23 protein-coding genes are annotated in these 25,334 nt (G+C 70.9%); 15 read left to right on the top strand and 8 right to left on the bottom strand.

All coding sequences use genetic code 11. The annotated features are described in order from the left end of the window. Nucleotides 1-175: 175 nt before the first annotated feature. The gene (locus ACPA54_RS00690; RefSeq protein ID WP_423525669.1) at nt 176-373 is read left to right on the top strand and encodes a hypothetical protein; all 198 of its coding nucleotides are present in this window, start codon (nt 176-178) and stop codon (nt 371-373) included. A 175-nt stretch (nt 374-548) separates the two neighbouring features. After that, on the top strand, nt 549-1,490 hold the full coding sequence (locus tag ACPA54_RS00685) for an MBL fold metallo-hydrolase (protein WP_423525667.1): 942 nt from the start codon (nt 549-551) through the stop codon (nt 1,488-1,490). A 59-nt stretch (nt 1,491-1,549) separates the two neighbouring features. On the opposite strand, the gene ACPA54_RS00680 is transcribed toward ACPA54_RS00685, so the two are convergent. After that, the gene (locus ACPA54_RS00680) at nt 1,550-2,161 is read right to left on the bottom strand and encodes a TetR/AcrR family transcriptional regulator (RefSeq protein ID WP_423526852.1); all 612 of its coding nucleotides are present in this window, start codon (nt 2,159-2,161) and stop codon (nt 1,550-1,552) included. Between the two features lie 370 nt (nt 2,162-2,531). Between ACPA54_RS00680 and ACPA54_RS00675 the strand changes: the two genes are divergently transcribed. The 3 genes from ACPA54_RS00675 to ACPA54_RS00665 all read left to right on the top strand — a co-directional run bounded on the left by ACPA54_RS00675 (nt 2,532) and on the right by ACPA54_RS00665 (nt 7,619). After that, nucleotides 2,532-3,740, top strand: a complete 1,209-nt coding sequence (locus ACPA54_RS00675) for an FAD-dependent monooxygenase (protein ID WP_423525665.1) — start codon at nt 2,532-2,534, stop codon at nt 3,738-3,740. 220 nt (nt 3,741-3,960) lie between these two features. Next, a complete protein-coding gene (locus tag ACPA54_RS00670) occupies nt 3,961-5,694 on the top strand; it encodes an ABC transporter ATP-binding protein (RefSeq protein ID WP_423525663.1) in 1,734 nt (577 codons plus the stop codon). Continuing rightward, nucleotides 5,691-7,619 carry an ABC transporter ATP-binding protein gene (locus ACPA54_RS00665; protein WP_423525661.1) on the top strand — a complete coding sequence of 643 codons (1,929 nt, stop codon included), beginning with the start codon at nt 5,691-5,693 and terminating at the stop codon, nt 7,617-7,619. Before ACPA54_RS00670 ends, ACPA54_RS00665 begins: the two co-directional genes overlap by 4 nt. Nucleotides 7,620-7,686: 67 nt before the next feature. On the opposite strand, the gene ACPA54_RS00660 is transcribed toward ACPA54_RS00665, so the two are convergent. Beyond that, complete coding sequence (locus tag ACPA54_RS00660) at nt 7,687-8,340, bottom strand: TetR/AcrR family transcriptional regulator (protein ID WP_423525659.1); 654 nt, start codon at nt 8,338-8,340, stop codon at nt 7,687-7,689. Nucleotides 8,341-8,550: 210 nt separating this feature from the next. Between ACPA54_RS00660 and ACPA54_RS00655 the strand changes: the two genes are divergently transcribed. The 3 genes from ACPA54_RS00655 to ACPA54_RS00645 all read left to right on the top strand — a co-directional run bounded on the left by ACPA54_RS00655 (nt 8,551) and on the right by ACPA54_RS00645 (nt 11,213). Next, nucleotides 8,551-10,020, top strand: a complete 1,470-nt coding sequence (locus tag ACPA54_RS00655) for an MFS transporter (protein ID WP_423525657.1) — start codon at nt 8,551-8,553, stop codon at nt 10,018-10,020. A gap of 123 nt (nt 10,021-10,143) precedes the next feature. Then, a complete protein-coding gene (locus tag ACPA54_RS00650; protein WP_423525655.1) occupies nt 10,144-10,665 on the top strand; it encodes a hypothetical protein in 522 nt (173 codons plus the stop codon). 158 nt (nt 10,666-10,823) lie between these two features. Further along, on the top strand, nt 10,824-11,213 hold the full coding sequence (locus ACPA54_RS00645; protein ID WP_423525653.1) for a VOC family protein: 390 nt from the start codon (nt 10,824-10,826) through the stop codon (nt 11,211-11,213). 209 nt (nt 11,214-11,422) lie between these two features. On the opposite strand, the gene ACPA54_RS00640 is transcribed toward ACPA54_RS00645, so the two are convergent. Further along, nucleotides 11,423-13,177 (bottom strand): hypothetical protein, encoded by a 1,755-nt coding sequence (locus ACPA54_RS00640; RefSeq protein WP_423525652.1) that lies wholly within the window; start codon nt 13,175-13,177, stop codon nt 11,423-11,425. Nucleotides 13,178-13,536: 359 nt separating this feature from the next. Between ACPA54_RS00640 and ACPA54_RS00635 the strand changes: the two genes are divergently transcribed. From ACPA54_RS00635 to ACPA54_RS00625, 3 genes are all read left to right on the top strand, one after another. Beyond that, nucleotides 13,537-14,127 carry an HDIG domain-containing metalloprotein gene (locus ACPA54_RS00635; protein WP_423525650.1) on the top strand — a complete coding sequence of 197 codons (591 nt, stop codon included), beginning with the start codon at nt 13,537-13,539 and terminating at the stop codon, nt 14,125-14,127. Between the two features lie 38 nt (nt 14,128-14,165). Further along, the gene (locus ACPA54_RS00630; protein ID WP_423525648.1) at nt 14,166-16,019 is read left to right on the top strand and encodes a protein kinase domain-containing protein; all 1,854 of its coding nucleotides are present in this window, start codon (nt 14,166-14,168) and stop codon (nt 16,017-16,019) included. Nucleotides 16,020-16,314: 295 nt separating this feature from the next. Continuing rightward, the gene (locus ACPA54_RS00625) at nt 16,315-16,563 is read left to right on the top strand and encodes a hypothetical protein (RefSeq protein WP_423525647.1); all 249 of its coding nucleotides are present in this window, start codon (nt 16,315-16,317) and stop codon (nt 16,561-16,563) included. 332 nt (nt 16,564-16,895) lie between these two features. Here the strand turns inward: ACPA54_RS00625 and ACPA54_RS00620 are convergent, their stop codons facing one another. After that, nucleotides 16,896-17,441 carry a hypothetical protein gene (locus ACPA54_RS00620; protein WP_423525645.1) on the bottom strand — a complete coding sequence of 182 codons (546 nt, stop codon included), beginning with the start codon at nt 17,439-17,441 and terminating at the stop codon, nt 16,896-16,898. A 196-nt stretch (nt 17,442-17,637) separates the two neighbouring features. On the opposite strand from ACPA54_RS00620, the gene ACPA54_RS00615 reads away from it, so the two are divergent. After that, nucleotides 17,638-18,021 (top strand): hypothetical protein, encoded by a 384-nt coding sequence (locus ACPA54_RS00615; RefSeq protein WP_423525643.1) that lies wholly within the window; start codon nt 17,638-17,640, stop codon nt 18,019-18,021. Here ACPA54_RS00615 and ACPA54_RS00610 read toward each other — a convergent pair. The 3 genes from ACPA54_RS00610 to ACPA54_RS00600 all read right to left on the bottom strand — a co-directional run bounded on the left by ACPA54_RS00610 (nt 18,011) and on the right by ACPA54_RS00600 (nt 20,543). Further along, the gene (locus ACPA54_RS00610) at nt 18,011-18,598 is read right to left on the bottom strand and encodes a DinB family protein (RefSeq protein WP_423525641.1); all 588 of its coding nucleotides are present in this window, start codon (nt 18,596-18,598) and stop codon (nt 18,011-18,013) included. The two genes, ACPA54_RS00615 and ACPA54_RS00610, sit on opposite strands and share 11 nt — an antisense overlap. Nucleotides 18,599-18,764: 166 nt before the next feature. Then, nucleotides 18,765-19,454, bottom strand: coding sequence for a DUF6000 family protein (locus tag ACPA54_RS00605; protein WP_423525639.1), 690 nt, complete (start codon nt 19,452-19,454; stop codon nt 18,765-18,767). A gap of 87 nt (nt 19,455-19,541) precedes the next feature. Continuing rightward, nucleotides 19,542-20,543, bottom strand: a complete 1,002-nt coding sequence (locus ACPA54_RS00600) for a helix-turn-helix transcriptional regulator (protein WP_423525637.1) — start codon at nt 20,541-20,543, stop codon at nt 19,542-19,544. 165 nt (nt 20,544-20,708) lie between these two features. Here ACPA54_RS00600 and ACPA54_RS00595 point away from each other — a divergent pair, with 165 nt between their 5' ends. After that, complete coding sequence (locus tag ACPA54_RS00595; protein ID WP_423525635.1) at nt 20,709-21,131, top strand: VOC family protein; 423 nt, start codon at nt 20,709-20,711, stop codon at nt 21,129-21,131. A 742-nt stretch (nt 21,132-21,873) separates the two neighbouring features. On the opposite strand, the gene ACPA54_RS00590 is transcribed toward ACPA54_RS00595, so the two are convergent. Beyond that, entirely contained in the window at nt 21,874-22,560 is a 687-nt protein-coding gene (locus ACPA54_RS00590; protein WP_423525633.1) for an SDR family NAD(P)-dependent oxidoreductase, read from the bottom strand. Between the two features lie 257 nt (nt 22,561-22,817). Here ACPA54_RS00590 and ACPA54_RS00585 point away from each other — a divergent pair, with 257 nt between their 5' ends. Both ACPA54_RS00585 and ACPA54_RS00580 read left to right on the top strand, forming a co-directional pair. Then, nucleotides 22,818-23,219 (top strand): MerR family transcriptional regulator, encoded by a 402-nt coding sequence (locus ACPA54_RS00585; RefSeq protein ID WP_423526850.1) that lies wholly within the window; start codon nt 22,818-22,820, stop codon nt 23,217-23,219. Nucleotides 23,220-24,022: 803 nt separating this feature from the next. Next, nucleotides 24,023-25,261 (top strand): type IV secretory system conjugative DNA transfer family protein, encoded by a 1,239-nt coding sequence (locus tag ACPA54_RS00580; RefSeq protein ID WP_423525631.1) that lies wholly within the window; start codon nt 24,023-24,025, stop codon nt 25,259-25,261. The last annotated feature ends 73 nt before the right edge of the window (nt 25,262-25,334 follow it).

Raw genomic sequence — 25,334 nt, 5'->3', positions numbered from 1 at the left:
CGGGGGCAGCGGTGGCGGCGGACGCGGTGGTGGCGGGGGCGGTGGCCGCGGAAGCAGCGGGGGCGGCGGCAGTGGTGGTGGCTACTACGGGGGCGGTAGTAGCGGTGGCTACTACGGGAACGGCGGTGGAGGCGGGGCCGGGGACCCCGGTGACTTCTGGCTGGTCATCACGATTGTGCTCGTCTCTGTGTTCGTGCTCGTCCTGGTGGTGCTGATCGTCCGCCAGAACCAGGCGAACGCCGTCGCGGCGGCAGTCGGCGCCGCCTTCGTCCCACCCCTGCCGCCCTACCCGCCCCGCCCGACGACACCCGCACCGACGATGCCCCCACCGACCGCCCCACCGTTCGCCATCCCCCCACCGACGACACCGTGAACGTCTGACCCGGCCGGTGTCGGATTCCACGCCACCACGCCGGGGTGAAAACCGGTGCAGTGCCCGGATTGTGGAGTCCCGGGCCGACCGGTTCTGGTGCAATGGGGGCCTGGCTGCGGCAGCCGGGACGGGGTCGGATGCCCCGATGCCCGGGGTCGCGACGAGGGGGGCCCGGATGAGCACGGTGCAGCACGACGTGGATACGGTGCGGCCGCCGCGGGTGGAGGAAGTTGCGGACGGGGTGTTCGCGTATGTGCAGCCCGATGGGACCTGGTGGATCAACAACACGGGGTTCATCGTCGGGCGGCGCGGGGTGATCAGTGTGGACGCCTGTGCGACGGTGCGGCGGACGCGCGCGTATCTGGACGCGATCGCCGGGGTCACCGCGCAGGCCGTGCGGACGTTGATCAATACGCACCACCACGGCGACCACACGTTCGGCAACCACCTGTTCCGCGGGGCGACGATCGTCGGGCACGAGGCGACGCGGCAGGGGATCGCCGACTGGGGCGAGCCGCGGTCGGCGCCGTTCTGGACCGACGTCGAATGGGGGGACGTGGTCCTCGAACCGCCGTTCCTGACGTACACCGACGGGGTGACGATGTGGTCCGACGACATGCGTGCGGAGGTGCGGCACGTCGGCGGACCGGCGCATACGACGAACGACTCGATTGTCTGGCTGCCTGAGCAGCGGCTGCTCTTCAGCGGTGACGTGCTGTTCAACGGCGGTACGCCGTTCGTCGTCCAGGGGTCGGTGGCGGGCACCATCCAGGTGCTGGAGGAGGTCGTCAAGCCGCTCGGTGCCGCGACGATCGTTCCGGGACACGGCGCGGTCGCCGGGCCGGAACTGGTCGACCGGGTGCTGGGCTACCTGCGGTTCGTGCAGGCCGCGGCGGTGGCCGGGCACAGTTCCGGGCTGACGCCGCTGGAGACCGCACGGGAGCTGGATCTCGGCGAGTACGGCGAACTCCTCGACAGCGAACGCATCGTCGGCAATCTGCACCGGGCCTACGCGGAGCTGGAGCCGGGCCCGCTCGGCCGCCCGATCGACGTCGTGGCGGCGTTGGGCGACATGGTCGCGTACAACGGCGGCAAGCCGCTGACCTGCATGGCGTGAGAGCGGTGACGAAGGCCGACCGGTGTTGGGCCGGTCGGCTTGTCGTCACCCCTGCGGCGTCACTCTTCCGGCGGGCGGGTCGTCGCCGCCAGCATCCCGTCCAGCAACTCGCCTATGCCCAAAGCGATTTCGTCGCGTGACGGTGGTTCGTTCCAGCCCGCGCCCGCGACGGAGTCGAACATGACGCCTTCGCACCACATGACGAGGAAGCGGCCGTGGCGGGCCGGGTCGCGGGAGCCGAGGGCGCGCATGATGCCGACAGCGGCGGTGCGGAAGGTGCGTCCGGCGTCGTCGTAGGCGCCGCGCAGTTCGGGGCGGCGGGTGGCTTCGAGGGCGAGTTCGTAGCGGGCGATCTTCTGGTCGCGGCCGTCGCGGATCGCGTCGGAGACGATCGACGCGAGCAACTGCACGATGCCGTCGCGGTCTTGCGGGAGCAGCGCGGACAGGTCCGGCGGCGCCGGGTCGCCGGCGGGGGCCGGAGCCGCGCCCGGTTCCGGCATGACGTTGCCGAATTCGCCCGCTTCCAGGACGGTCATGCGGGCGAGTGTGAGTTCGAGGAGGGCCGCGCGGGTGCGGGCGTAGTAGGACGTCGAGCCGGCGGGCAGGCCCGCGGTCTCGTCCACGGCGCGGTGGGTGAGGCCGCGCATGCCGCGTTCCACGAGCAGGCGCACGGCGGTGTCGCCGAGGAGGTCGAGCCGGGCGCGTCTGCCGACTGCGGCACCGGTTCCGGACGCACTGCCACCCGACGTGCCTCCCTCCGCGGGCTTGCCCCCGGAAGGTCCGTTCCCGGACGAGCCCCCCGGTTCGGGAGCGCTGCCGGTGCCGGGTTCGGGGCTGCCGCTGGTGATCACGCTGCCACTGTAGCGAGCCGAGCACGCCGCACTACACCTGTAGAGAAAGGTCCACTACACCCGTAGAGGCATCGCCACTACAGGTGTAGAGTCTGGCGCACGGCAAGCGCTCTACACCTGTAGTGGGAGTGCCTGGCCTGGGCATGCCGACGCGGCATGTCCGCACCCTGACTTCGTGAAAGGGCCTGCCATGACCTCCCCGTCGACCCCCACCCCCACCCCCACCCCCACCCCCACCGCCCTCGTCGTCGGCGCCGGTATCGGCGGTCTCGCGGCGGCGGCCGCGCTGCACGGCGACGGCTGGGCGGTCACCGTCCTTGAGCGCGCCGATGCCGTGGAGCCGGTCGGCGCCGGTATCGCCATCGCCCCGAACGGCCTGCGTGCCCTCGACACCATCGGCGTCGGCGACCGCATCCGTGCGCTGTCCGCGATCCAAGGCGCCGGGGTTCTGCGCCGCCCGGACGGCCGGATCCTCGCCACGACCAGCGGCGACGCGATCCGCGAGCGCTTCGGCGACCCGATCGTGTTGGCGACCCGGGCGTCCGTCGTCGAAGCCCTGCTCGACCGGCTGCCCGCCGGGGTGCTGCGCCTGGGGAGCGCCGTCGTCGACGTCGATCCCGGCGACGCGGCGCGGCCGGCGAAGGTGACGACCGCCGACGGTGCGGCGTACACCGCCGACCTGGTCGTCGCCGGGGACGGGATCCGCTCCGCGATCCGCGGCGTCCTCTTCCCCGGTCACCCGGCGCCCGTCTATGCGGGCTTCACCACGTGGCGCGCCGTCGTCCCCGCTGCGGCGCAAGCAGGCTTCACGCTCGGCGAGACCTGGGGCCGAGGCCAGGTCTTCGGTGCGATGCCGCTCACCGACGGGCGGATCTACTGGTACGCGACCGCGAACCGCCCGGAAGGCGAGAAGTACGCCGACCCGCGGGCCGAAGTGCTCGCCTTGTTCGGCGACTGGCACGACCCGATCCCGGAACTCGTCGGGGCAGCGAGCCCGCGGGAGGTCCTGCACCTCGACGTGCACTGGTCGGCCACTCCGTTGCCCGCCTTCCACCGCGGCCGGGTCGCGCTGCTCGGCGACGCGGCGCACGCGATGACGCCCAACCTCGGCCAGGGCGGCAACCAGGCGCTCGAGGACGCGGTCGACCTGGCCGCGCTGCTGGCGAACGGAGGCGGCGATGTCGCCGCCGCGCTCCCGGCGTACACCGCACTGCGGCTGCCGCGGACCACCGCGGTGGTCCGCAAGTCCACGCGGATGGGCGCGATGGCGCAGTGGCAGGGCCGCGCCGCCGTTGCGCTGCGCGACCGGGCCCTCCGGCTCTCCGCCCGGCTGTCGCCGGACACCGCCATCAAGCCGCTCGACGACGTGATGGCGTGGCGGCCGGTGGCCCGCGCGTAACCGGCGACCGGGGCCGGTTTTTCCCCGGCCGGGGAAAATTTGCCCGACCGCAACCCGTCCCCGGCGAAAAACAGAGGACGGTACCGGCTCCTTGGTGGTTACATATATCTTTCGCCCGAACGGGGTGCGCTTCGGCTTGCCCCGCTTCGGCACGGCGCGGTCGGGAAGGCTGCACCGTCGGAGTTGGTGGGGACCTCCCCCCGTTGCCCTGAGAGATACCGTGCTGATCAAACTCGTCAGGGGCCATTTGCGGCCCTATGCCGGGGCCATCGGATTGCTGGTGATCCTCCAGCTGATCCAGACCTCGGCGACGCTCTATCTGCCCACCCTGAACGCGGACATCATCGACAAGGGTGTGGTCAGAGGCGACAACGGCTACATCTGGCGCACCGGCGGGGTCATGCTGGGCGTTTCCGTCCTCCAGATCATCTGCTCGGCCGGCGCCGTCTACTTCGGTGCCCGGACGGCCATGGCGCTGGGCCGCGACATGCGCGCCTCGGTCTTCGACCGCGTCCAGTCGTTCTCCGCGCGCGAAGTGGGGCAGTTCGGCGCCGCATCGCTCATCACCCGCACCACGAACGACATCCAGCAGGTCCAGATGCTGGCGCTCATGACGTTCACGCTCATGGTGTCGGCGCCGATCATGTGCGTCGGCGGCATCATCCTGGCGCTCAACCAGGACGTGCCGCTGTCCATGCTCCTCATCGCGATCGTGCCGACCCTCGGTGTGATCGTCGGCGTCATCGTGAGCCGACTGCGTCCGCTGTTCCGCCGCATGCAGGACGACATCGACACGGTCAACCGGGTGCTGCGCGAGCAGATCAGCGGCCTCCGGGTGATCCGCGCGTTCGTCAAGGACGAGCACGAGCGCGAGCGGTTCGCCGAGGCGAACGAAGAGCTGACCGATGTGTCGTGGCGCGTCGGCCGGATCATGGCGCTGATGTTCCCGCTGGTGATGACCGTGGTCAGCCTTTCCAGCGTGGCCGTGATGTGGTTCGGTGCGCACCGCATCAACAGCCATTCCATGGAGATCGGGTCGCTCACCGCGTTCCTCAGCTACCTGATGCAGATCCTCATGTCGGTGATGATGGCGACCTTCATGTTCATGATGGTGCCGCGCGCCGAGGTCTGCGCCGAGCGCATCCAGGAAGTCCTCGACACCGAGACCACCGTGGTGCCGCCGCTCGCGCCGGTGCGCGAGGTCACCCGGCACGGCTATGTCGAACTCCGCGACGTCGGCTTCCGCTACCCCGGCGCCGAGGCCCCCGTGCTGCGCGGCATCGGCTTCACCGCCCGGCCCGGCGAGACCACCGCGGTCATCGGCTCGACCGGCAGCGGCAAGACCACGCTGCTCGGGCTCATCCCGCGGCTGTCCGACGTCAGCGAGGGCGCCGTCCTCGTGGACGGCGTGGACGTCCGCGAACTCGACCCGGCGCTGCTCGCCCGGTCGGTCGCGATCGTGCCGCAGAAGCCGTACCTGTTCTCCGGCACCGTCGCCACCAACCTGCGCTACGGAAACCCGGACGCCACCGACGAAGAGCTGTGGGAGGCGCTGGAGACCGCGCAGGCCAAGCCGTTCGTCGAAGCGATGCCCGAGGGCCTGGACGCGCCGATAGCGCAGGGCGGCACCAACGTGTCCGGCGGCCAGCGGCAGCGCCTGGCGATCGCGCGGGCGCTGGTACGCAAGCCCGAGGTGTACCTGTTCGACGACTCGTTCTCGGCGCTCGACTACGCCACCGACGCGCGCCTGCGCGCCGCGCTGGCCCGGGAGATCGGCGAGGCGACGGTGATCATCGTCGCGCAGCGGGTCAACACCATCCGCGACGCCGACCGAATCATCGTCCTCGACGAGGGCGAGGTCGTCGGCGTCGGCACGCACAACGAACTCATGGCGGGCAACGAGACGTACCGCGAGATCGTGCTGTCCCAGCTCACCGAGGAGGAGGCGGCATGACGGACGTCGAACGCAAGGATGCCGTGCCGCCGCCCGCCCCGGAAGGCGGCGCGTCCGCCGCTTCGGAGGGCGAAGGAACGACGGCCGCGCCGCGCCGCGGCCCGGTGGCGCAGCCCGGCCCCGGCCGGTTCATGGGCGGCCAGCCCGTGGAGAAGTCGCTGAACTTCAAGGCGTCCGGCAAGCGGCTGCTGGCGCTCCTGGAGCCGGACAAGTTCCTGGTGTACGTGGTGGTCGCGCTGGCCGTGCTCGCGGTCGCGCTGTCCGTCGTCGGGCCGAAGATCCTCGGCGAGGCGACCGACAAGATCTTCCGCGGCGCGTTCGGGCCGTCGGGCGTCGACTTCGACGCGGTCGGGGTGATCCTCGGCTGGGCGGTGCTCGTCTACGTGCTGTCCGGCGTGTGCAGCATCATCCAGTCGCGCATCGCGAACTCCGTGCTGCAGCGCGCCATCAAGCGGCTGCGCGGGGACGTCGAGGACAAGATCGGGCGGCTGCCCCTCTCGTACTTCGACAAGCAGCCGCGCGGCGAGGTGCTGAGCCGCGTTACCAACGACATCGACAACCTCGGCCAGACGCTCCAGCAGACCATGAGCCAGCTGCTGTTCTCGCTGCTGACCATCGTCGGCGTGCTCGGCATGATGTTCTGGATCTCCTGGCTGCTCGCGCTGGTCGCGCTCGTCACCGTGCCGGTGTCGATCGTGGTCGCGGCGCGCATCGGCAAGAAGGCGCAGCCGCAGTTCATCCAGCAGTGGAAGACCACGGGCAAGCTCAACGCGCACATCGAGGAGATGTACACGGGCCACTCGCTGGTCAAGGTCTTCGGCCGCCAGGAGGAGTCCGCGGAGATCTTCCGCCAGGAGAACGAGAAGCTCTACAACGCCTCGTTCCGCGCGCAGTTCGTCTCCGGGCTGATGCAGCCCGCGATGATGTTCATCGGCAACCTCAACTACGTGCTGGTCGCCGTCATCGGCGGGCTGCGGGTGTCGTCGGGGGCGCTGTCGATCGGCGACGTGCAGGCGTTCGTGCAGTACTCGCGGCAGTTCAGCCAGCCGCTGACGCAGGCCGCGAGCATGGCGAACCTCATCCAGTCGGGTGTCGCGTCGGCCGAGCGCGTGTTCGAACTGCTGGACGCGCAGGAGCAGTCGCCCGACCCGGACCCGCCGGCCCGGCCGGCCGAGCTGCGCGGCCGCGTGGCGTTCGAGAACGTGGCGTTCTCCTACAGCCCGAGCAAGCCGCTCATCACCGGCCTGTCGCTCACCGTCGAGCCCGGCCACACGGTCGCCATCGTCGGCCCGACCGGCGCGGGCAAGACCACGCTGGTCAACCTGCTCATGCGGTTCTACGAGGTGACCGGCGGCCGGATCACCCTGGACGGCGTCGACACCGCCGCCATGTCGCGCGACGAACTGCGCAGCGCGGTCGGCATGGTGCTCCAGGACACCTGGCTGTTCGGCGGCACCATCGCGGACAACATCGCCTACGGCTCGGACGGCGTGACCCGCGACCAGGTCGTCGCGGCGGCGAAGGCCGCGCACGCCGACCGCTTCATCCGCACCCTGCCGGACGGCTACGACACCGTCGTCGACGACGAGGGAACCGGCATCAGCGCGGGCGAGAAGCAGCTGATCACCATCGCCCGGGCGTTCCTGTCCGAGCCGACGATCCTCGTCCTCGACGAGGCGACCAGCTCGGTCGACACCCGCACCGAGGTGCTGATCCAGCGCGCGATGGCCCGCCTGCGCGACGGCCGTACCGCGTTCGTCATCGCCCACCGCCTGTCCACCATCCGCGACGCGGACACCATCCTCGTCATGGAGAACGGCAGCATCGTCGAGCAGGGCACGCACACGTCGCTGCTGGCGTCGGGCGGCGCGTACGCACGGCTGTACGAGTCGCAGTTCGCGGCGGCGCCGGCGGAGGTCGACTGACCGGCTGTTCCCGGTTGCCGACAGGGCCCGGATCGCTCGTGGTGAGCGGTCCGGGCCCTTGTCGTTCTCACGCGGGTCGGGTCGGTGTGGTGCCGCGCAGGAGGATGTCGACGAGGGCGGCGAAGTCCATCGGCGGGTCGGCGGGGAAGCCGGACTGCTCGGCGGCGATCCAGCCCATCACGGCCGCGGCGAAGGCGTACCAGCACTGGCGGGCCCGGTCGTGCGGATTCCCGGCGAGTTCGAACGCCCGGGTGGCGGCCCGCTCCACGGGCCCGTGCCCGGCCTCGCGGTGGATGCCGACGGACAGCATGCGCGCGGCGAAGCCGGGGAACGCGGTGAACTCGCGGCGGATCGCGTACGCGAGATCGGTCAGCCACTCCCGCCAGTCGGCCGCCGTCGGCTCGCGCTCCGGCACGATGCGGCGGCCCATCTCCGCGCTGGCCAGGTCGAGCAGCTCGTCGCGGTTGCGCACCCAGCGGTAGAGCGCGGACGGCGCGACGCCGAGGCTCCCGGCCACGCTCTGCATCGTCAGCGTCGCGAGGTCCTGCGCCATGACGGCGGCGGTGATCCGCTCCCGGTCGAGGGTCGGTGGACGTCCCACGCGCGGGGCGCGGAGGCCGCGGGCGGTGGTGGCGGCGCGTTTGACGGCCGGTTTTCCTGCCGGCTTGCCCGTCGGCTCTGCCGCCGGGGGCGGCTCGGGTGCGTCGTCGTCGTGCGGCATGCGGGGGAGCATAGCTGGCCGCCCTGGTTAGTGAATGAGCTTCACAAACTACTTAGGTTCGCCTACTCTCGTGCTTCGTCAGGAGTTCCGTACGTCTTTTACGGGGGTGGCTCCGCCATGCCTGCACGTCCTGTTTCCGCTCCTTCTCCTTCCTCCGGTTCCTCTCCTCCTTCCGGTTCCCCTGTTCCGGGCTCCGGTTCGCCGACGGTCGTGCGCGACGGCCCGGCCGGTCCGCGGCCGGGTGTCCTGTTGGGGCTGGCCTGCCTGGTCGTGTTCGTGGTGATCCTCGACGCGACGATCGTGTCCGTCGCCCTGCCCGGCATCAGCGACGGCCTCGGCATGAGCGCTACATCGCTGCCCTGGGTCGTCAACGCCTACACGCTGGCCTTCGCCGGCTTCCTGCTGCTCGGCGGCCGGTGCTGCGATCTGTACGGGCGGCGCCGCACGTTCTTCGCGGGCCTCGTCCTGTTCACCGCCGCCAGCGCGGCCTGCGGGGCGGCGAACGGCGCCCCCGCGCTGCTGACCGCGCGGATCGCGCAGGGGGTCGGCGGCGCGCTGCTGACCCCGACGACGCTGGCGATCATCACCCACACATACCCGGAAGGCCCGCGCCGGGCCCGGGCGTTGGCGCTGTGGAGCGCGGTGGGGGCGATGGGCGCGTCGGCGGGCACGGTGCTCGGCGGGGTGCTGACCGAATGGCTGAGCTGGCGCTGGGTGTTCCTCATCAACCTGCCGGTGGGCGCGGCGGCGTTCGCGGTCGCGGCGCGGGTGCTGCGCGACCACCCGTCGGCGTCGTCCGCGCGGGGCGCGGGCCGGCACCGGCTGGACGTGCCGGGCGCGGTGCTGGCCACCGGCGGTATCGCGGCACTGCTGTACGGGCTGATGGAGTCGTCGGCGTACGGCTGGTCGGCAGGGCGGGTGTGGGGGCCGCAGGTCGCCGGGGTCGCGCTGCTGGCGGCGTTCGTCGTCCACCAGGCGCGGTTCTCGCCGAGTCCGCTCGTGCCCAAGGAGGTTGTCCGGGCACGGTCGGTGGTGAGCGGGAACCTGGTGATGTTCCTGATGGGCCTCGGGTTCTTCGCCAGCCCGGTCCTGCTGTCGCTGTACGTGCAGGGCGCACGCGACTGGTCGCCACTGCGGGCGGGCCTGGCGTTCCTGCCGGTGAGCGCGGCGCTGATGGCGGGCGGCATCGCGACGGGACGCCTGCTGCCCCGGTTCGGCCCACGCCTGGTGGCCGGCGTGGGCACCGCCATCGGCGCGGTCGGCTTTGCCTGGCTCGCCCTCGCCCTGGCTTTCGCCCGCGACTCGGGCTACCTGCCGACGATCGGCCTGCCCGGCGTGGTCTTCGGCCTTGGCATCGGCGCGTCGTTCACCCCGATCACCGTCTCGGCCACGTCGGGTGTGGCCCCGCACCTGGCCGGGATGGCCTCGGGGATGCTCAACACCACACGGCAGTTGAGCGGCGCGGTGGGCCTGGCGGTGCTGACGACGATCACCGCATCCGCGTCGTCGTCCTACGCCGACGACCACCCGGGTCTGGCGGGCGGCACGGCGGGTACGGCCGCGCTCGCCCATGGCAACGCCATCGCTTTCGCGATCGCGGCGGCCGCGGCGGTGGCGGCGTCGGGGGCGGCCTGGTGGCTGATGCGGGGGGCGGGGGTGAAGGCGGAGGGGCGGGGGTGAGGGGGTGAGGGGGGTGGTCTAGTCGGTGTCGGGGACTGGTGTCGTCCCCGACGCCGACGGGCCAAGGCAACGGGATCTGCATCTAGGCTCCGTACAACGGGACGTCGGCGGAGGTGTGGACGCGTGATCGGTGACCGGTGGGGCGTCAACGAGGACGAGACCGCCCGCTCCTACCCGTGCGACGAGTTCGTCGAGTCGCCGGCGCTGCAGGCGTGGCGGGGCGTGACCGTCGAGGCGCCCGCGGAAGCGGTGTGGCCGTGGGTCGCACAAGTGCGGCTTGCCCCCTACGCCTACGACTGGATCGACAACCTCGGCCGTCGCTCGCCTCGCGAACTGGCCGGCCTTCCCGAGCCGCAGGCCGGAGAGCGCTTCACGTGCGCCGGCGGGCGCAAACTGGGCCGGATTGTCTCGGTCGAACAGGGACAGCAGATGACGGGCACCATCATGGGCGCCTTCATGTCCTATGTCCTCGTGCCTCAGGGCGACCACACCACGCGCCTGCTGCTCAAGGTCACCATGGAAACGAACCGCGTGGTGGCCCTCGGGCTGTCCCTCGGCGATCTGATCATGGCCCGCAAGCAGTTGCTGAACCTGAAGCTCCACGCGGAACGGCATCACCGTCGTCGCTCTCCTCACCGCCCCTGAAGCCGCCCGCCCGAGCGCCGACGGCCGCCTCCGGCTCGACGACCAAAGCGCGGTGGTGAACGTGCCACGGAGCCTAGCTTCCGGAGCGGCGATCACCGGTCACCGCCGAAGCGACTGAACCGCGATGGACATGGTCGTCGGGGGTTGGGCGGCGTAGCATGCGCGACGTGATCCTGGGGTTCTCGCACATTCAGCTTGTGGTGCGCGATGTCGATGCAAGCGCGGCCTTCTATCGGGCGGTTCTGGGGCTGGAGGATCTCGCTTCGGGAACGCTCGGGTCCGGCGCGTACGCGGCCTTGCGGCATCCGACGGCGGGGTTTGTGGTCGGGATGCAGATGGCGGTGGACGGGGGCAGCACGGCCACGGCCGGGATCGACCACCTCGCGTTCGCCGTGGCCGACCTGGGGACGCTCGAAAGACTGCGCGGCGAGCTGGCCGCTGCGGGCTTCGCGCCCGGTGACATCTTCGAGGAAGCGGTCAGCTACAACCTGCGGCTGACCGACCCGGACGGGCTCGTGCTCGAACTCAGCGCGCCGAAGCGGCAGTAGCGTCCAAGCCCGCCGCGCACCCGGTCGGCGGGCACCACGGCGTTCCTGTTGCGGGACATCAGGAGCACCGACGGCAACGCGGACAAGGCAGCGGGCAGTGGCACCGCTTCGAAGCAGAGCACACCCCGAAACGCGGGAACCAGGTCTAGAACTGACGGACGTTGTTTACAGGTGGGACCGGCCGTCCCACGGCCGGCCGGGCATGCGCCTTACCGGGCGTCCGGGCCGCCGAGGTCGCCACGGCGCGGGCCGGGGCGCACGTCGCGGCCGAACCCCTCCGGACCGGGCGCGGGCTCTGTCCCCTGCGGGCCGGGAGTCGCCTGCTGCCAGGGGCCGGCGGCGGGCGGCGGCGTGGTGGTCCGACCGGCCGGATCCGCCGGCGGGATCCGGAAAGCCGCGGCCTCCGGATCGAAAGCCCCCGCATCCGCGCCGGGCGCTGCGGCTGCCTGGGCCGGGACCGCGGCAGGGGGGTAGGGGTACCCGCCGACGGGTCCCGGGTTCGGCCCGGCCGGCCCCGGGCCGCGCGTCGGGGTGCGGAGTCCGGCCCAGAGGGCCAGTGGCACCGCAAGACCGGCGAGTACCAGCAGCGGCACGGGCACTCCCCACGGCCGTTCCGTCAGCGCATCGACCCACGCGTAGTGCACCGCCGAACTCTGCAGATCCGGCCACACCGGGCTGCAGGTGGCGGTCAATCCCAGTGCCGCCAGGGCGGGTTCGGGCCGCAGGGCGCCGATGACGACGCCGAGGGCGAACGCGCCCGCGGCGCGTGTCAGCAGGACGTGCGTCTCGCCGGTGTCCGCGCCGGCCGCTTCGCAGAGGACGAGGAGCACCGCGGCGAGGACGATCGCGTACGATCCGCCGGCCCGCGCCACGACCGCGCCGACCACGCCCGCCGCCGCGAGGCCGAGCAGCCACGGCACCGACTCGCCGGCGCCGTCGAAGCCGAGTCCGGGATTGAACGACGTGCGGTCGAATCCGAACAGTGCGGCGGGCACGGCGGCGAGCCCCACCGCCATGGCCAGCAGCGAACCGGCGACCGAGGAGAAGCCGCCGGCGGTGTAGGTGAGGGCGGCCGCGACCAGGCAGCCGAGGAGGGCGACCACGGGCCACAACGCGACGGCTTTCGGGATTCCGCCCGGGTCCACGAGTGTCCACACCGCGACCGCGGTGCCTGCCAGTCCGAGCAGGACCACGCCGCGGAACGAACCGCGGGAGGCCCGCGGCCAGCCCTGGCCGGGCCCGACCAGTACCTTCCCGGTCGGCAGGAGCGCGAGCAGAAGCAGCAGCGCGATCAACGGAAGGGCTGTCTGGAGCACCGCATCGGGCTTCCACAACTGCAGCAGCAGGTCACTGCCGACGACGCTGAACATCAGCGGGACCGCGGCGGCGAAGGTCGCGGCGAGCGCGGCGTTGAGCGCCGTGCGGTGGGACGGCGGCGCGATGTGCACCCACAGCACCACCCCGACCATGATCTGCACGGCGAAGGCGAACCGCAGCAGATAGACCAGCCCCAGCCAGCGCGGCGGCTGTCCGTCGCCGGCGGCGACGAGGTCCAGCAGCGAGGTCAGCGCGGTCCCGCCCAGGCCGACCAGCAGGACGCCGGCCACCGCGCCCCGGCGGTGCACGAAAGCGGTGTCGGTCAGCCCCACCCCGCCGATGACGAGCGGGATCGCCCACGGCAGCAGCACCGCGGTCAGGTCCCAGATCGTCCAGCCTGCCGAACCGCCGGAGCCGGCCTGCCCGTAGCTGGTGGCGTCGGGTGCGACAGCGGCCGACGGACCCCCCAGCGACCCACCCGCGCGCAGTGAGATCAGCGCGGATCCGACCGCGACCACCACGAGTACCGCGCTCGGCAGCCATTCCAGCGCCCGGCCGCCGAGCGGCTGCGGACGGCGCGCGGTACGTTCCGCCAGCGCCGCACTCGCCTCGTACGTTCTCCGCAGCAGTCCGCCGCCCACAGCCATGCCCGATCCCCCAACCGCCCGGATCCCCGGGAACAGATATCAATCCCCCAAAAGGCCGCGTCTGTGCGGCAGTTGCTCGTTGGGATGATAGGGAAGCGGTGGACCATGTGTCATGGCGGAACGGCTCCCGTACCGGACTGCAACGCTATGGCGACAATGCGCACCGACGAACTCGCCGGCAACCCCTTGCCCGACCGCACAGCGCAACCAGGACGACGAGCAGGCTCGGTGCCTTCCCCGGGCAAGGAACGGACTCGCCGGCCTCACCAGCCGCCGGGCCCCGGCTTTCGGGCAACCGGCCATTCCCTCCATGCTGATGCCTGCGAACCGGCGGCACGTGGTGAAAGGAGCGTTCGCGCATGGAGATTCCGACGGACCAGGAGATCCGCGAGCTTCACGAGCGGCTCGCGCCGTCGCCGGAGGCGTTCGAGCGGGTGTACACGCACTGCCGGATCGTCTGCGAGCTGGCCGAACAGATCATCGACCGCCGCAGCCTCGCCGTGGACGTCGCCCTGGTCCGAGCGGGGTGCCTGCTCCACGACATCGGCGTCTACAGGCTGTCCGGCCCGCCCGGGGAACGGGAGCACTACATCCGCCACGGCGTGCTCGGCGCGGGGATTCTCGGTGATCTGGGCTTCCCCGAGACCATCCGCCGCTTCTGCTCGTGCCACACCGGCATGGGCCTGACCCGCGACGACATCCTCCGGCAAGGCCTGCCGATCCCCGTCGCCGACTACGTGCCGGAGACCGAGGAGGAGGAACTCGTCATGTACGCCGACAAGTTCCACAGCAAATCCCGGCCGCCCGTGTTCGTCGGCGCAGCCCACTACATGGTGGCCGTACGCCGCTTCGGGGACGACAAGGCCGCAACGTTCGAGGGCTTGGTCGACAAGTACGGCGAACCGGACCTCGCGCCACTCGCGACAGCGTACGGCCACAAGGTTGTCTGACCGGCGCGTCCGGTGCCGAACACGTAGGGGGTAGGCGGTTGCAAGCCTTGGAGCCGGGAGATCCGCAGCAGGTGGGCCGGTACCGGATCACGGCGCGGATCGGCGCGGGCGGAATGGGCCGGGTGTTCCTGGCACGTTCCCCCGGCGGGCGGGCGTTCGCGATCAAGGTGGTCCATCCGGAACTGGCGCGCGAGGCGGATTTCCGACGCCGTTTCGCCCGCGAGGTCGCCGCCGCGAGGCTGGTCAACGGCGCCTTCACCGCCGGAGTGGTCGACGCGGATCCGCACGGTTCCCCGGCTTGGCTGGCCACCGTCTACGTTCCGGGCGTCTCCCTGAAGGAGGCGGTCGCGCGGCACGGACCCTGGCCGGCGGCCGCGGTCCTGGCCCTCGGCGCGGGTCTGTCCGAAGCCTTGGAAGCCATCCACGACGCCGGGGTGGTGCACCGTGACTTCAAGCCGTCCAACATCCTCCTGGCCGCCGACGGCCCGCGGGTCATCGACTTCGGGATTTCGATCACGAGCGAGGCGAGCACGTTCACCGCTGCCGGAGCGACCGTCGGAACACCCGGCTTCATGTCCCCCGAGCAGCTCACCGGCGCTCCCGTCGGTCCGGCGAGCGACGTCTTCGCCCTCGGCGCGGTGCTGGCCTACACCGCCACCGGTGTGCACCCCTTCGGTGCCGGCCATGCCCACGTCCTCCACTACCGCGCCGTGTACGAGAGCCCCGACCTCCGGACTCTTCCCCCGGAGCTGCACGGCGTCGTGGCCGCCTGCCTGGCCAAACAGCCCGAGCAACGCCCCGTCTTGGCCGAGCTGCTCCGACATTTCTCCGGACAGATCTCCGGCCGCCGCCATGAGGGCGCAAATGCAACGCACGTACGCATGGAGCCGGGCTGGCTGCCCGCCCAAGCCGCAGGCCTCGTCCGCGAACACGCCACGACCGCGTCGTCTTTCACTCCACCCACACCAGCGCCGGCCGGGATCGATCAGGAGCCGACCCGAACTCGGGAGCGGCCCGGGCTGGGCGCGTTCTTCCGCGTGTCGCTCCGATACTCCGCATGGTCGAATCGGGGACTCATCCAGAAGGGCAACGGGGACTCCGGCTACGCCGGACCGCGGCTGCTCGCCATTGCCGACGGCACACACGTCCAAGCCGCCCACCAGACCGCCGGAGGCATCCCGTCCGCGGAAGTGATCGCCGCCATCGTCACGCTCGACGATCACGAACCGGGACCCGACATCCTCACCCCACTCGCAACTGCCGTGCAGCAGGCCGATGCCCGGCTCCGGCAGCTGGCCGCGGAGGATCCGCAGCTGAAGGGCATGAGTTCCACGCTGACCGCCCTGCTCTGGACCGGCCGACGGCTCGCTGTGGCCCACGTCGGCAACTCCCGCGCGTACCTGCTGCGGGACGGCGTGCTGACGCAGATCACCCAGGACCACACCTTCGTACAGCGCCTTGTCGACGAAGGGCGCATCACCGCGGAGGAGGCCGCCACCCATCCGCAACGCTCCCTGCTGCTGCGCGCGTTGGGCAGTGGCGATGACGCCGAGCCGGACCTCTCCCTCCACGAAGTACGCCCCGGCGACCGCTACCTGATCTGCTCCGACGGCCTCAGCAGTGCCGTCTCACACCCCGCGATACACGACACTCTCGCCTCCTTCGCCGACCCGCAGGCGGCCGTGCGAGAACTCATCATGCTCGCGCTCCGCGGCGGCGGCCCGGACAACATCACGGTCATCGTGGCCGACACCGTCGCGCACCGCGCCTCCGGATCCGCCTCCGGATCCGCCTCCGGATCCGACTCTGGCTCCGGCTCCGGCGACACCCTGGACGAACAGTTCTCGGACGTCCCGATAGTGGTGGGCGCGGTCGCCGAGGACTTGCACTGACCGCTCCTCACCAGGCCAATCACCTTGTCGCGCCCTGCGATTTGTCGGATGCGGTGCCCACGGCGCACTCCCGCCCTGCGCTGCCCTACCGACGCTGTACGAGCTCGTTAGGGTTGACGATGTGCGTGAGATACGGCTGGTGCGATCGCGGTGGCATCCGGGAAGGGCTGCCGCATACGACGGCCCGGTACTGGTGACGTTGACGGACTTTACGGCGGCACGTTCGCGGGATCTCCCGGGGATCGCCCGCGCCGGATTCCGCCTGCGTCGCCATTGGCCGGTGCTGGAAGGGGCCGTGGGGGTCTGGCTCTGGGCGTCTCCCCAAACGCGGCGCGTCGGCTCGGTCGCCGTGTGGACGGACACCCCCGCGCTGCACGGTTTCGTAGGCCTGCCGGATCATGTGGCCATCATGCGCCGCTACCGCGACCGGGGAACAGCCCGTTCCGTGTCCTGGACGGCGGACCGTGCCGTGTCCGCAGACGAGTTGTCCGCCCTCTGGTCGGACGCGCACGTACGACTGACCGCCGGGACCACCCCGAACTGAACGCTTCAGTTGCCGCGCGGTCCCGGGGCTGCGCAGTTCGCGGCACCAACTCGTCGCAGGAGCCCTCTATTTGCCAACCTGCGCGCGCACCAGGACCCGGAGCCCCACGGTGCGGCCCATCACCCGCACCACCAAGTGCGCGAGTTCCGGAAGAAGCATGCCCATGCCTGTCTCCTTTCGTGATCTTCAACTCGGAGACGAACCGGGTTGTGTTGTGGTTCCCGGGGTCAGCGGCCGCTGTCCCGGGGTTGCTTCGTCAGCCGCGTCGGGACGGTCGGCACCCCAGGGGGCTGCAAGGAGCCCTGCTGCTGAATGCAGTCGAAGCGACGTGGCTACCAGCCGATTTCGCCTGGTCCGAGGATTTGTAGTCCTGCTTGCGTGGCGAGCCATTCGGCGCGCCGGTCGTCTTCGGCGTCGCTCCACTTGACGTGGACGTAGACCAGGTGCCCGGCGGCCGGCTGCTCCATGTAGATGCCGGAACAGTTGAGCATCAGCTGGACCTCGGAGTGGTCGCACCGCCGGCAGAGGTCGAGTTCCGGGACTTCGGGCCAGGCCACTTCCCAGCCGACGGACGCGATGAGGTGCTCGGCCTCTTGGAGGAACGGCACTTCGATGCTCTGGTCGGAGCGGGACGATGCCTCGAAGGTCCACCATCCCGGGCGATGCCCGCCGTTGTCTTGCTGGGAGATCGTCACCGGTGCATCGGGCCGTGCCAAGACGTCGGACAGCTTGTCGAGCTCGGACTTGTCGGGTGCTTCGGCCCACAACGTGGTCAGCACCTCGTCGGTGTCGGACAGCGCCAGGAGACGCTTGGCGGCGGCGTAGGCCGCGTCCAGGTCTTCGGACTCGAACACCGGATAAAACCTGGTCTGCCCCATGGCGGCAGATCCTTCCAGGCCACGCATCGCGACACTACTGCCTTTCGCGAAGGGGGGCCGCCGCGGGGGTTCTGATGCGGCACCGGTGCAACGGCTTGGACTCGCATCTCGAGCGGGTGGCTTTGTTGTGTCTGCTCCCTCAGGAGAGGAAGGTGTACGGCGGCTCACCACCGAAGGCTTGGGGTTGGTTGGGAGAATGAGTTACGACCTGGCGGTTTGGAAAGGCGATATGCCATCCGGTCATCGCGAAGCGGGGAAGGCGCACTGCCGTCTTTATGGTGAATACCTGGATGGCGAAACCACAACTCCGGTGGAGGCGGAAATTGTGGACCTGTTGGAGGTTCTGGCGAGGCGCTGGCCGGATCGAGACACCGGAGACGATACGCCTTGGGCCTCAACCCCGCTCGCAGGTGGGGCAAGCGGTCCATACGTATACATCGCGCTTGCATGGAGTTCTGCAGAAGCAGTGTCCAGATATGTGTCCGAAGTCGCCGACAGACTGGGATTGGTCTGCTTCGATCCCCAGAAAGGAGAAGTCCGGGCGGGCATGTCGATTTCCCGCGGCACGGCTACGGTTTGATCTGTGCGGCCGACCTGGCGGCCTGCTCGATCTTCGCGCAGTAGGCCGCACGGGCTTCCTCGTCGATCTGCTTCTCATGGTCGGCGCGCAACCCGGTCCGGCCGTCGAGGCCCTCGCGCAGGATGTCGGCGTGCCCGGCATGCCGGATGGACTCGCCGAGGACATGGACCATGACGGCGAAGAGGTTCGTGTCGGCATAAGGCTCCGGCCACCACGGCACGTGGCCGGGGGCGTCGAGGGGAAGCTCGTTGATCGTCGCGTCCGAGTGCTCCCACGTGCGCCGGTAGAACCCGATGATCTGATCGCGGGTCTCGTCCTCGGCCGCCCACAGATCGCTGCCGTCGGCGTGGTCCTGCCAGCGGCACAGCGGTTCCGGGGAAGGGCGATCGAAGACCTCGCCGAAGTACCTGGCCTCGACGCCGGCCACGTGTTTGACCAGGCCGAGGAGGTTGGTCCCGGTCGCTGTCAACGGCCGGCGGGCGTCGTACTCGGACAAGCCGTCGAGTTTCCAGAGCAGCGCCTTGCGGTCCCGCCGCAGTCTCCCGTGCAGGTGGTCTTTCGCGAATTCATCGATCATGCGGCGTGAGCGTGCCATGGGCTGCTCGCGGTCTCAATATCTCGCACACACTCCGCAAGGACCTGCCGCTTTACGTGGACGCGGTATCCCCGAAGTCGTCGACAGAACCGAGTGTCCCCGGTTGTCCGGCATGACCGCCACTCGCCCCGATGCCCGCCCGGGGGATTCAATCAGCGGGACTGTCGCACGACTTACCGAATCCCCTTACGGGTGCGTGGCCCGAGTGTGGCCAACGTTCATGGCGGTGGGCCACGTTCAGTCGGCTCTCGGCGGCGATGGTGCAGAACCGGCTCATGATCCGGAGGTAGCCCTGCGGCTCGAATCCCTTGGCGGGCGGGCCGTCGACCCACCGCTGCCAGAGCCCGCCAGGGGTGAGGAACCGGGCTGCGGTGTCGGTCCCGAGGTTTGCGTCGAGGTGCAGCAGCGCACCCATCGCCTCGGGCTGGTTGTAGTCGAGGTCCGGCCTCCTCAGGTAGTGGTCGAGGTAGGAGGCCAGCAGGGCCGCGTCGGCCGGGGTGCCGAACGCTGCGAGGGCGACGCAATAGCCCCGCCCCGCGTAGCAGACCTCGCTGGCCAGCAGGAGTTCGCCGAGGCGATCACGGAACTCGGTTCTGCGGGCGACGGCAATGAGCCAGGCGGCGGCGTGCCGTCCACGCCATCCGCCCTCCAACAGGATGCTCAGCTCGCGGGGAGTGATCTCGCCGGCGGCGTGGCCGAGCGACTTCGTGAAGTGTTCCCTCTCGAGTGCGTCCATGCGCAGGAGGCCGCCGCCGAGCAGCAGCAAGTGGCGCTGCTCCGGTGTGACGTAGCGGCCCATCAGTTCGCGTAGTTCGGGATCTTCGTGGGCTCGGCGCATGGCGGTATCTTTCCCCGACTCGAATTCCGGGTTCGTACCTGGTCCGATGGTCGGCATGCGGCGGCTGTCGCTTCCACGCGGAGGGACTTACGCGGTCGGGCCGGTGTCGGGTTCCGCGGTGCGGGCGGCGCGTGCGTAGCGGGCGGCGAGGTCGGCGCACGCGGTGGCCAATTGCGGCGGGCCGACGACGTCGAAGTCGGTGCCGAAGCGGCCGAGGGCCGCGGCGAGGCCGGTCCACGACCACGAGCCGAGGGTGAGCCGGCATCGGTGGCCGTCGAGTTCCTCGACGATTCCGTCGACGGCGAAGGGCGCGACCTGGGCGGCCGGGAGGTGGAGGACGACTTCGCCGCGGCAGGGCCAGTCGCCGGTGGCGTCGTCGTTGCCGCGGAACCGGCCGGTGAGGAACTCCGAGACGCTGTGGCCGGGGAGGTCGCGCGGGGCGAAACGGGGTCCGGTCGGGGTGCGGGGGCGGATCCGGTCGGCTCGGAAAGTGCGCCAGTCCCCGCGGTCGAGATCCCAGGCCACGAGGTACCAGTGCCGGCGCCACGTGGCCAAGTGGTGGGGCTCGACCCGGCGGCGCCGGCCGCCGTCCGTGCCGTTCGGGCCCGGGGCGTAGTCGAAACGGAGTTCTTCGCGGGTGTGGATGGCCCGGCTCAGCTCGACCAGGACGTCGTTGTCGACCCGGGTGCCGTCCTGCGTCTCGCGCGGCCGTACGGCGGTGAGACGCAGCAGGTCGATGCGGTGGCGCAGCCTGGACGGCATGACCTGGCGGAGCGCGGCCAGGGCGCGTGCGGCGTCGTCGGGGACGGCGGTGCCGTCGGCCGCGGTCTGCAGTGCCACGGCCAGAGCGACGGCTTGGCCGTCGTCGAACAGCATCGGAGGCATCTGCGCACCGGCTTCCAGGCGGTAACCGCCGGCCGGTCCTTTCACGGTCGCGATCGGGTAGCCGAGGTCGCGCAGGCGGCCGATGTCCCGCCGTACGGTGCGCGTGGTCGTGTTCAGGCGCTCGGCCAGCTCGTCGCCCGAACGCTCGCGGTGCGTTTGGAGCAGCGAGAGAAGCGAGAGCAGCCGGGCGGAGGTCTTCTGCATGCCCTCCATTCTGCGCGTAGTACAGGACACAACCTGTCCGCTACCTCCGCCACTGTGGACGACGAGCCGTCCGGGACGGAGAACCGCCCGGAGACGGCACCCGCCGCGTGGCCAGGCCGGCCCGCGGATTCACCACCCGTCGCGCAGCAAGGCAAGGAGCAGACCATGTCCGTCACGACCACGACCCATCTGAATTTCCGGGGCACGGCGCGGGAAGCGCTGGACTTCTACCAGTCCGTCTTCGGCGGGCGCACCGTCGCGGTCACCTACCGGGACGCGGGCGCCGTGCAGGACGAGCACGAAGCGGACTGGGTGATGTGGGGCGAGGTGGTCGGTGAAAACGGCTTCCACGTCATGGCCTACGACGTGCCCGGCCGGCTGCCGTGGGAACAGGGCGAGAACCCGTTCTTCGTCTCGGTCCGCGGTGACGACGCGGAGGAGATCGGCGCGCTGTGGCACCGGCTCGCCGAGGCGTCGACCGTGGTCCGTCCCCTGGAGCCCGCGGCGTGGGCTCCGCTGTACGGCATGCTGACCGACCGCTTCGGCGTCACCTGGGTCCTGGACGTCGCCGCCCCGTATTCCGGCTGAACCCCGACGCACCGAGCCCGCGCGGCCGCGGACCGCCGCCGCGCGGGCTCGGTGCGTCCGGCACGACGGCCCGGACACCGGTCTCGGCCCGGATGACGGATGAGGGGCCCGGGCAGCCGCGCTGGGGCATTGGCCGCGCGGAGGCGTGCTGTTCGCCCGTCAGAACTGCACGCCGTCTTCGGGGCCGGACGCTTCGCGGGTTGCGTGGCGGGTCGTTCCCGCGTCGGGTTGGACCGGGGGCCGGCGTGATTGCGTTGTGGCTTGGGTGCCGCGGAGCTTCGACACCCGCGGCAGCGAACGGGCGACCACGTCGAACGCTCCGCTCTGCCAGAGGGTTCGGGGGTCCTGTCGGCCTGACCGGTCGATGAAGGCTTGGGACTGGTCGCCGTGATGGGGTTGGGCGACAGCCGCGGGCGGTGGTGCCGGCCATGGCGCGGCATAGGGGACGTGCGTTTCTCCGGCTGGGGGGTCGACGGGTGGGCCTGCTTGGGCCGGTGAGCGGGTATCCGCGGCGGCGGCTGGTGTGGGCTTGGGAGGGACGGACATGTGCGTTCGGGACCTTTGTCGTGAAGTCGTGCTTGCCCTATGTCTCTCATATTTCCGGTTCGTGGCCTATCCAGAACGCGTGCCTGGGGCGGCGCGGAACTGACCGGGGGAGGAGGCTTGCCCAGGTGGGGGTGTCGTGGACGGCGATGCCGAGTCCCAGCGCGAGCATGAGGGCCGGCGGCCCCCGTCCTGTCGCTCAGCCCGGATGGTTGTCGTCGGCATGCGCCCGCGCCGTGCCGTCATGGAGTACTTCCCGTTGCCAGGCCGAGCGCTGTTGGGTGTGCAGGCGCCAGTAGTGCTCGGCGATGTCGTCCGGGTCGAAATCGGTTCCGGGGGCGACGGGGCCCGCAACGGTGACGCTGGCGAAGTGGACGCCGCTGGGGCCGTATTCCTGGTCCAGCAGGTCCACCAGCGTCCGCACGCCGGCTTTGCCGAGGGAGAGGCTGACGTACGCGGACTTCGGCTCCGGCATGCCCCCGGTGACGATGAAGGTGCCGCCGCCGTGCCGGGCCATCAGTGGTGCCGTGTGGGCCGCGGCCGTCAGCGCTCCGACGACGTTCACCGCCCAGGCGTGCTGGTGGCCGCGGACGGTGAGTTCGCCGGGCGCATCCGGGCGGACGACGGCGGCGTTGTAGACCACCGCCTCCGGCGGGCCGAACGCCTCCACCGCCCGGTCTAGGGCTCCGCGCAGCTCGGTCTCGTCCGCGCTGTCGGCACGTAGCCGCACGACGGGCGTACCGAGCGGTGTGACCGCTTCGGCGGCAGCGTCGAGGGAGGCGGGCGTTCGGGAAATGAGGGCCACCGCCATGCCCTCCGCGGCGAACCGCCGAGCCACCGACCGCCCGATCCCCGGGCCCGCACCAATGATCACCGCTCCTGGCATCACGGTCTCCTCTCTCGGTTGCCCGGCTTCCCGAACCGCCGGTGACCGGAACGCTAAGTCGTCACACCGGTGTGAGGGTCAAGGGCGGCAAGTGCGGCAAGGATGGAAAGAGCGGCAAGGATGGAAAGAGCGGCAAGGGTGGAAAGAGCGGCGCACGGCCGCATTCCCCGGCCTCGGACGGCCCGGCCGCGCGCGGGAAGAAGGCCTCGGTCGGCGCGCTTGATACGAAGCGGGTGCCGGCGAGGAAGGGCGGACGTATGCGGATCGGTGCGCTGGAGGACGCGACGGGGGTGAGTCGGCGGCTGTTGCGCTACTACGAGGAGCAGGGGCTGCTCCGACCGGCGCGGTTGGCCAACGGCTACCGCGATTACAGCGAGGCCGATGTCGCGACGGTGCGGCGCATCCGGCGGCTGCTTGCCGCCGGGCTCCCCACCGCGGTCATCAACCGGATCCTCGACTGCTTCCACGACGACGACGGCACCGGCAACGACGGCGACGGCGACGGTCTGATGACGTCCTCGGGGTGCGCAGGCCTCACCACCCATCTCCGCCGGGAACGGGCGCGCATCGCGGAGGAGATCGAGCGGCTGCAAGCTTCCGATCAGGCCCTTGAGTCCATACTGGCCATGCCCGCGAAGATCTCCGGGGCGCCGGGTTAGCCGGCGCGGGGAGCAGCCCTACACGCGCCGGGGTGCTTGGACGGCATTCACTCCATCGGCGTCGGCGGAGGCCCTGCCTCATCGGCAACGGCTGGCCGGCCCTGCCCGGCGAAACCGTGCCCGGCGCGACCCCGCCCAACGAATTCCTTACGGCGTCCCGCGTGTTGCGGATAGTCCCGGCGGGGTTTCCGTGATCCGATGAGGTCGGATAGTGCGCATCGATGAGGTCCAGGTGGCTGCGGAAGGAGGCGGGATGTCTGCTGTGTCCCGCCGTGCATTCCTGCTGACGCGGCACCGTATCTGCCACCTGCCGGTGCCGCCCGGGGGTCGCTGTCGCTGACGGCATGGGCGAATCCCGCCCGTGACGTTTCGACCGTCCGACACCGGCACTCCGGAAGCGAAGTTCCCGCAGCATGTCTGCCACCACACGGCGGCGTGGCCCTCGGCCCGCCGCTGAAACCGGGTTTGTCCTTTTCCTCTGCCTGTTGCTGCCGATCGGTGCCGTATCCGGCATCGGTGTCACCGCCGTCCGTGGCGGGCCGTGGGCGGGTGCGGGCGCCGCCCTCGGCGCGGTCGCCGTTGCGTCCGCCGCGGGGCTGCTCGTTCGGCGCCGACGCCGATGGCCGGACGTCGACCGCGCGGCACGGCTTCTGGCGGGCCGGCCCGGGGTCGCGCGGTCCACCACACGCGGGGCCGCAACCGAGGCCGTCCGGCTCGGGGCGCGAACCGCCGTCCCCGGCGTGTACATCGGCCGCACGGTGCACGGCCGCCGGGACCTGTGGGGGTCCTGGGAGGACATGCACATGGACATTTGGGGGCCCCGCACCGGCAAGACCTCGACACGGGCGATACCGGCCGTGGTCGGCGCCCCCGGCGCGGTGATCGTCACGTCCAACAAGCGCGACATCGTGGACGCGACGCGCGGCGTCCGCGAACGCCGCGGCCCGGTCTTCGTGTTCGACCCGCAGAACCAGGCCGGGGAGTCGCCGTCCTGGTGGTGGAACCCGCTGTCGTTCGTCGGCGACAACGTCGCCAAAGGCCACATGCTCGCGTCGTTCTTCGCGGGCATCAACCGGCAGAGCCACGTGCGCAGCGACGGCTACTTCGAGCCCGCCGGACGGGACTTGTTCGGTTCCTTCCTCCTGGCCGCGTCCCTGGAGGGGTTACCCATCACCCGGACGCTGACCTGGCTCATGCGCCCCGGAGACAGCACTCCCGAGCACATCCTGCGCGCGAACGGCCAGCCGTTCGCCGCGGATTCGATCGCCATGGTGCGGGAAGCCCCCACCCGCCAACGCTCCGGAGTGTTCGGGGTCGCGGCGCAGATCGCGTCTCCCCTCGCGGTGCCTTCGGTCACGGAATGGGTCACCCCCGGAAGCAACCCGAGGCGCCCCGAGTTCCGGCACGCCGACTTCGCGCAACGCGACGACGCGACGATCTACCTGCTGTCGGAGGAGACGGAACGCGCCGCCGCGCCCTTCCTGATCGGGCTGGTGTCGGCGCTCGCCTACGCCATCGAAGGGCGGGCGATCGAGAGCCCCGGCGGACGCCTCGCGGTGCCCGCGCTCTTCGTCCTCGACGAAGCCGCGAACGTCTGCCCGTGGCACGAACTCCCTTTCCTCTACAGCCACTACGGGTCGCGCGGAATCGTGATGATGACCGTCCTGCAGTCGTGGGCCCAAGGCGTCGGTGTCTGGGGCGAAGCAGGCATGGCCTCGATGTGGGGCGCGGCGAACGTCCGTGTCTACGGCGGAGGTTCCGCCGACACCCGGTTCCTCGACGATCTTGCGCAGACCACGCCCAGGTTCGAGCCGCAGACCGTCGCGACCAGCCGTTCCGTGAGCCGGATCTTCGGAGAATCCGTCACACATGCATCACGCAGCGAACCCGTGCTGGACGCCGCCGACCTCTTCCGCCTGCCCCGCGGCCGGGCCCTCGTGCAAGTGAGCGGCGGCCCGCCGATGCTGGCCCGGACGATCCCTTGGTGGGACGGCCCGTACGCCGCGGAGATCCGCCGTTCCCTGGCCAAGTACGCGCCGTGACCGCCAACTTGCCGCAGCGGCCCGCCCGAACCCGCAGCCCGCCCCGACCGGCGACCCTGGCACCCCCACACAC

Source organism: Uniformispora flossi, assembly GCF_049534875.1.
Classification (GTDB): Bacteria; Actinomycetota; Actinomycetes; order Streptomycetales; family Streptomycetaceae; genus Yinghuangia; species Yinghuangia aomiensis.
This window is presented reverse-complemented; position numbering and strand designations above follow the sequence as displayed.